The organism is Bacteroides sp. An322 (assembly GCF_002161765.1).
Lineage (GTDB): Bacteria > Bacteroidota > Bacteroidia > Bacteroidales > Bacteroidaceae > Phocaeicola > Phocaeicola merdavium.
Window position 1 is genome coordinate 1 of sequence record NZ_NFIN01000050.1, and the last position, 6,285, is coordinate 6,285.

The 6,285-nt window shown below is 52.6% G+C and carries 6 protein-coding genes; 3 read left to right on the forward strand and 3 right to left on the reverse strand.

Going from position 1 to position 6,285, the window contains the following annotated elements:
- The first annotated feature begins 50 nt into the window (after nucleotides 1–50).
- Entirely contained in the window at nucleotides 51–764 is a 714-nt protein-coding gene (locus tag B5F91_RS14540; protein WP_087429743.1) for a DUF3592 domain-containing protein, read from the forward strand.
- A gap of 16 nt (nucleotides 765–780) precedes the next feature.
- Here the strand turns inward: B5F91_RS14540 and B5F91_RS15540 are convergent, their stop codons facing one another.
- Nucleotides 781–912: a hypothetical protein gene (locus B5F91_RS15540; protein ID WP_255376678.1), complete on the reverse strand. Its 132-nt coding sequence runs from the start codon at nucleotides 910–912 to the stop codon at nucleotides 781–783.
- Between the two features lie 60 nt (nucleotides 913–972).
- Nucleotides 973–1,467 (reverse strand): hypothetical protein, encoded by a 495-nt coding sequence (locus B5F91_RS14545; protein WP_144025140.1) that lies wholly within the window; start codon nucleotides 1,465–1,467, stop codon nucleotides 973–975.
- On the opposite strand from B5F91_RS14545, the gene B5F91_RS14550 reads away from it, so the two are divergent.
- Both B5F91_RS14550 and B5F91_RS14555 read left to right on the forward strand, forming a co-directional pair.
- On the forward strand, nucleotides 1,461–1,775 hold the full coding sequence (locus B5F91_RS14550; protein ID WP_144025141.1) for a hypothetical protein: 315 nt from the start codon (nucleotides 1,461–1,463) through the stop codon (nucleotides 1,773–1,775). The two genes, B5F91_RS14545 and B5F91_RS14550, sit on opposite strands and share 7 nt — an antisense overlap.
- A gap of 7 nt (nucleotides 1,776–1,782) precedes the next feature.
- Nucleotides 1,783–3,402 (forward strand): TIM-barrel domain-containing protein, encoded by a 1,620-nt coding sequence (locus tag B5F91_RS14555; RefSeq protein ID WP_087429746.1) that lies wholly within the window; start codon nucleotides 1,783–1,785, stop codon nucleotides 3,400–3,402.
- Between the two features lie 149 nt (nucleotides 3,403–3,551).
- Here B5F91_RS14555 and B5F91_RS14560 read toward each other — a convergent pair whose 3' ends face one another.
- A complete protein-coding gene (locus tag B5F91_RS14560; RefSeq protein WP_239416454.1) occupies nucleotides 3,552–6,104 on the reverse strand; it encodes a glycoside hydrolase family 2 TIM barrel-domain containing protein in 2,553 nt (850 codons plus the stop codon).
- Nucleotides 6,105–6,285: the final 181 nt, after the last annotated feature.

Consider the following 6,285-nt stretch of genomic DNA (forward strand, 5'->3'; position numbering starts at 1 on the left):
CTTTAATGATATAAGAAGTTGATATTTCATTAAACGACCCTTTTACAATTATGCGTTACAACAAAGAAAAAGCACTGGTCCGGGGCAAGAAAAAAGACAAGGCATTTGTTCGCATTTTCGGCGGAATATTTGTGCTGGTGGGCATCATCCTGTTTACCGTCTGTATCTTCATCTATACCAGCGGTCACACATTCAAAGCAGAAGCTACACCTGTGCAGGCAGTTATCCTGGCCATGCGTGGGGCAAATCACGAATCGCTGGGCACACCGGTGGTGGAATACACAGTCGGCGGAAAGACCTATACTTCCACGCTCAATCTGTCTTCATCGTCCATGCATCCGGGCAAGCAGATTACTGTCTATTATCGCAATGGCAATCCCCAAGAGGTGCGTTATCTGGATGATAACAATTTGATAATCGGCCTATTGATGGCCATGGCGTTGGTGTTTGCCGGTATGGGACTGGCTTTTATTCTGGTAAGGCGGAAACACCGGCAGAAAATAGCCCGCCTGCTTGCTACCGGCGATACAGTGGAGGCGGAGATAACAGGCATCCGTGAAGATGACAACCAAAGCATGAACGGACGGCATCCCATCATCGTGAGTTGCCGTTATGTGGCATCCGACGGGCGTATATACCTGTTTCACAGCGGTTCTTTCTGGTATGAGAGTTACGAGATAGATCCCCAAAGGAAGGTGCGTGTCTATGTTGACCGCAATAATCCTTCCAATTATTATGTGGATGTTGACAGTGTGGTGGGATGAGAACGGGAAGACGTGTTTAAGGCAAATTATCCTTGGCAACCTGTATCAGCTCGCCCGCCTTCTTCATCAGCGTTTCTTCGGATACATCCGTTCCTTCCATAAAGACAACCAGCAGGTGGCCGCCCACCGAAGCAATGACGTTCAGCACACGCCGTCCTCCTACCTCTGCGCAGGCTAAGGTGTAATCGGTAGTAGGCCAACCTTTGTTCTACAAACTCTGCTCCAGATAGTCCTGCGTTTCATAGATGTCAGGGTGCTCCCGGAACAGGTGGTCTTTGTAACGCATCAGCCTGCCCAGCAACGAAGCCATGGCAAGGGGCGTGGCCTGGTTGAGGGGCGTGTTGCGTGCCGATGCAAGCTTGAAGCCATGTATCCCGACGGAGGCATACAACTCTCCGAAACACCCTATGCCGCCGGCTATCCGTGCCATCGCATCCGTGGCGAGGGTGTCTTCATCGGACACCGCCTCTATGGCTTTGTAAAAGAACATCGTCTTGTTCACCCTCAAGGTATCCGGATTCATGCCCGACGCTTTCAGGCGGATTTCAGCGGCAGCTGTCGCGCAGGCACCTCTCAAGGTGAGCAGCGGCCAATATCCTCCGCCTTCTATCTGCATCGTGTCTTTCAATACCGGGGAAAGGATGCAAAGACCCGTGCGTGGCGCAAACCCTTTCAACAGCAATAGATGCCGATTCGGTGACACTGCATGTATATTCTCTGCCTGTTTTCCCGATTTATAAGGGAAGAGGTACACGCTTCGGCGTGTCGGTTGACGGGCAGCCTGTGCAGGTAACGAACAATGTGCCGGTGGAATACTCGAAGGAATGGAAAGACCATGTGCTTCAAAACGGAGTCAAGGCAACGTTTACTTTCCCGATTGACCGCAGCCGCGAGAAGCACACGCTGACTTTAAGTTGCGGAGACCCCGACGTGATGATACAGCGCATTATCGCAGACTGGGGCGGACTGAAGCAAACGTATGTGGGGCCTGATATAAGAATCCTGAAATAGTCTTGCCATGAAAAGGATTGTCATAGCAAGTCTGTTTGGCTTGGGCATGCTGACTGCGGTTCATGCCCAGACTCCTCCCATAACGCCCGCATGGGCGTTCAGGCACATCGTATGGGAAGACAGCCTGAACACGGAAACGGGAGCAAAGAAACTGGTCGACGGATATTTGTCAAGGGGCATTCCGGTGGAAGCTACCATCATCGACAGCCCCTGGTCGACTGCCTACAATGACTTCAACTGGGACAAAGCGCGGTATCCCGACCCTGAAGGGATGCTTTCCTACTTCAAGCGGAAGGATGTAAAGGTCATCCTGTGGCTGACCGGCGTGGTGAACCAGAAAGGAAAGGACACTCCGCTGCAGCAGTGCGAGGCTTACGACTATGTGCGCAGCAACAAACTGGGGATAAACGGCAGCGAACCGCACGAATGGTGGAAGGGATACGGCATTCACATCGACTTTACCAACCCGAAGGCCGTGGAATGGTGGCATACGCAGTTGGACAAAGTATTTGTTGACGGAGTATACGGATGGAAGGTCGATCAGGGCGAGTTTTGGTTCGGAGACTATCTCCAGACCAGCAAGGGAACGATGAGCAATGCCGAGTTTCGCCCGTATTATTACGATGCCATGTACGACTATACCACGGCCCGGAATCCGGAAGGAATCATCATTGCGCGTCCTTATTCCCATCAGGGAGGCTATTCCGCCAGTCCGGACAAGATGAATCTGGGATGGTGCGGCGATTTCTCGGGAGACTGGAGCGGCCTGAAGCTGCAAATCGACAATATCTACCGGTCGGCTCTGCGCGGATATGCCTCGCCGGCCTGCGAAGTGGCGGGCTTCTTCATGCGGCGTGCCGGCAAGGAGGAATTTGTCCGCTATGCCCAGTTCGGCTGCATGACGGCCGCCATGATCAACGGCGGGGAAAACGGAGCGTTTACCAACCATCTGCCCTGGTTTCACGGACAGGATGTGGAGGATATCTACCGCTTTTGCGTGGTATTGCACGATGAACTGGTGCCTTATCTGTTCTCTACGGTTGTCGACGCGCATCTGCACGGAGGTTCGCTCCTGAAGAATGTTTCTTTTAGTGAGGAAAGCCACCAGGTGGGCGATTATATCTTTACGAAAGCCATTACTTCGGCCGGTTCCGGTCCGGTGGTCTTCCACCTTCCGTCTGAAGGAACCTGGATTGACTTCTGGACGGGCGACTCTTTTGCCCCAGACACCCGGATTTCGCGCCGGTATCCGTTGGACGAGTTCCCGCTGTTCATCCGGAAGGGGGCAATCATCCCGATGGATATCCGGTCGGGGGCAACAGGCATCGGCTGTGAAAAGCTGGAAGGCTGCCGCTCTTTCCTGATTTGTCCGAACGGCCTTTCCGCCCGCACGCTTCATCTGCCGCAGGGCGACGGTACGGAATATTACGATTGCACGGTCTCTTTTGATGAAGCTAAGGGTGAGCTCCGACTGAAATCAGACCGTTCATCCCGCTATGCCTTTATATTGCGGAATATGCCTGCCATGTCCTCGGTAAAGGATGCGGCCGACTGGCAGTATGATGCGGAACGGAAAGAACTGCTGATTGTTGCGGAAGGCAAGGACATCAGCTTGCAGATTGACTGAAAACAGGAAAGAGTCTTGCTCTTGAGGGCATCCCAGAGCAAGACTCTTTTCTGTTTCCGTTCCGTCCGTCGGACATGAGAAAATTCTTGTTACGGTCAAAAATCTGTTCTGACCGCATCATCGCGCAGGCGGATGCTGTCCAAACCTGCTTAATCCAATTGTCCCAGAATTTCCACCTCGGCAAGCTTCGGCGTTACATATTTCCCGGTCTGGGGGAAGCTGAGGCGAAGATAGTGCATCTTCACCGTCTTTTCGGGTTTTATCTTGTCCGATCCGACCGGATTCTTGTTGCCTGTCTTGTCTGAGACCAGCATCCAATTCTTGTTGTCTTCTGACACTTCCACCTTATATTGGTATCGGTCTGTAGAAGCGAACCGTATGCTGACTTCACTCAGCATCAGGGAACGTTCCGTATCAAGCGTCCAATAGACATTTTGGTCAGAACTTTCGGGTTCCCACCACGTATCAAACTTGCCGTCGGCAGCATATCCTGTGGAGTGTCCGTCAGCAGCACTGCTCGCGAATGCGGGATTGTTCAGCCCGAAGCTCTGTATCTTCCCCTTTTTCTGCAAGGAGAAAGGAACATACGGACGGTCTGCCACCTTCGGAGTGACCCCTTCTTTGTAGGCCGGTGCTCCGGTAAAAGTCAGCTTGATGCGGGCAGGCTCCAGTCCCGGTGAGGTGGCTTCGATGACGGACTCGCCTGCATAATAGGAGCGGAAGGCTATCGCCGCCTTTCCGTCCATGATGCGGATGTCGCTTCCCGCCTCGAACAGGATGCTGCCGCCGGTAGGAAACTCTCCCGGACCCGATATCAGAGTAAGTTTTACATCCGGTGAATTGCTCAGTTCCCTGCCTTCCTCGTCGAGGACTGTCACGGTCAGATGAACATCGTCTGTACCGTCGGCCTTGATATCGGTATATCGCGATGCTTCCAGTCTCAGCTTGGCCGGGGTACCCGATACGCTCCATACCGGAGGGTTGACACCGGCATAAACGTTGCGGTACCAGTACCAGGAGCGCTTCGGGATGCGGAAATAGTCGATTATGCCCAGTTTGGCCATTCCTTCCCCAAAGAGGCTTCCGTGGTCGAACCCGCACCAGATGGCCTGTCCGCTCCGCCACTCCACGCCTTTCCATGCGTCATTCTTCTCCAGGTCTCCCCATCCCGGGATGTATTCGCCCGGGCGGTCGGCGTTTGTGCTCCCGTATTCCGTCACCATGCTCGGTATGGGAGGCTGCTGGAAATCGAGGATAGTGGCTCCGTCGCCGTTATATCCCACGATGTCGCCTATCAGATCAATCCGTTCTTCTCCTAACGGACGCTGTGCTCCGCCTATGCCGGCCGGTCGAGTCGGATCAAGCAGATGCGTATAGTCTACCATCCGCTTCAGCAGTTTCCTTACTCCGTCCATCGTTTCCGGTGTGGTGAAAAAAGGTTCGTTACACATGCTCCATGCAATGATGGAAGGATGGTTTCGGTGGATGCGTATCATCTCCTCCAATTGTTGCAGGACATTTTCTTCAAAAGCATCGCAGTCTTCCTGCCGGACGGGATAGGCGCTTGCCGTCCAATACCCGTCTTTCTTTTCTCCGGCCGTGGCCCAAAAGGGAGCTTCCGACCAGAAAAGCACGCCTTCTTCATCGCACGCCTTCGCGAATGCCGGGGAATGCGGATAATGCGAACCGCGAATCATGTCGAATCCCGCTTCCTTAACCAGAGCCACATCGCGGCGCGCGGCGGCGTCCGTTACGGCATCGCCCCATCCGGCCTGGTCTTGATGTACGTTTACTCCTTTAAAATACAGATGTTCCCCGTTCAGAAAGAAGCCGTGGTCTTTTGTCCACTCAAACCAGCGGAAGCCGAACGAAGTTTCATCCCGGTCTATCAGTTTGTCGCCTTTGAAAAGCAGACTCTCCAGCTTATACAATACCGGATGTGACGGATGCCACAGGCAGGGATTCTCAATCTTTTCCGTCGTCTGCCTTACGGTTTGAGCCGTATTGCACTTCATCTCTATCTCTTTCTCGGCCGATGCGATAATCCGGCCGTCGGGAGACAGCACATTGGATACCAGACGGAAGTTGTCAGTATCGTTTCCCGAATGCCTGACCTCGGTTGAAACGTTCACAATCCCATATCCGCCGTTGCTCGTGTCCAGTCCGGATGTCGTGACAAACGTTCCGTACCAGTCGATGTAGGTGGACGACTTCAATACCAACCGGACATTCCGGTATATTCCCCCACTGAATACATGTTCTCCGCCGCGCGGCGCAAGAGTCGGCTGCCATAAATTGTTTACCCGCACCGCAATCAGATTGTCTCCCACCTGCGCCGCCTCCGTTATGTCGACTGAAAATCCGGTATATCCCCCGCGATGGCGGTCGACGAACTTTCCGTTTACAAATATCTCCGCCTCCTGAAACACGCCGTCGAACTCCATAAAGATTTTTCCCGAGAGATTCTTTTCCGTAAAGGCGACATGCTTGCGATACCATCCGTATCCTGTGTAGAAATCTCTCGACATGAAGTACGGAATGCTGAAGGAATGGGGCAGTCCGATACGCTCCCAACCGCTGTCGTCATATCCCGTCTGCTCCGCTCCCCGGCAGTCTCCGCGCATATACTTCCATTCCCGGTTCAGATTGATGACTTCACGCGGAGAATAGGCATATCCCGCGCTGCAAATACAAAGCAGCATCAGGCAGCTTATTATAAAGAAATGATGTTTCATATATATCCTTTTTTATAGGGGTGATTAATCCGTTTCTGCTTAAGAAACTGTTTTGAATTGATTCAAGAATAATGTTACAGTCTCCTTAAAATTTGAAATCAGCAGGCCAATTGGAAAAATGTTATATCTTTAAAGGTACCAAACTATA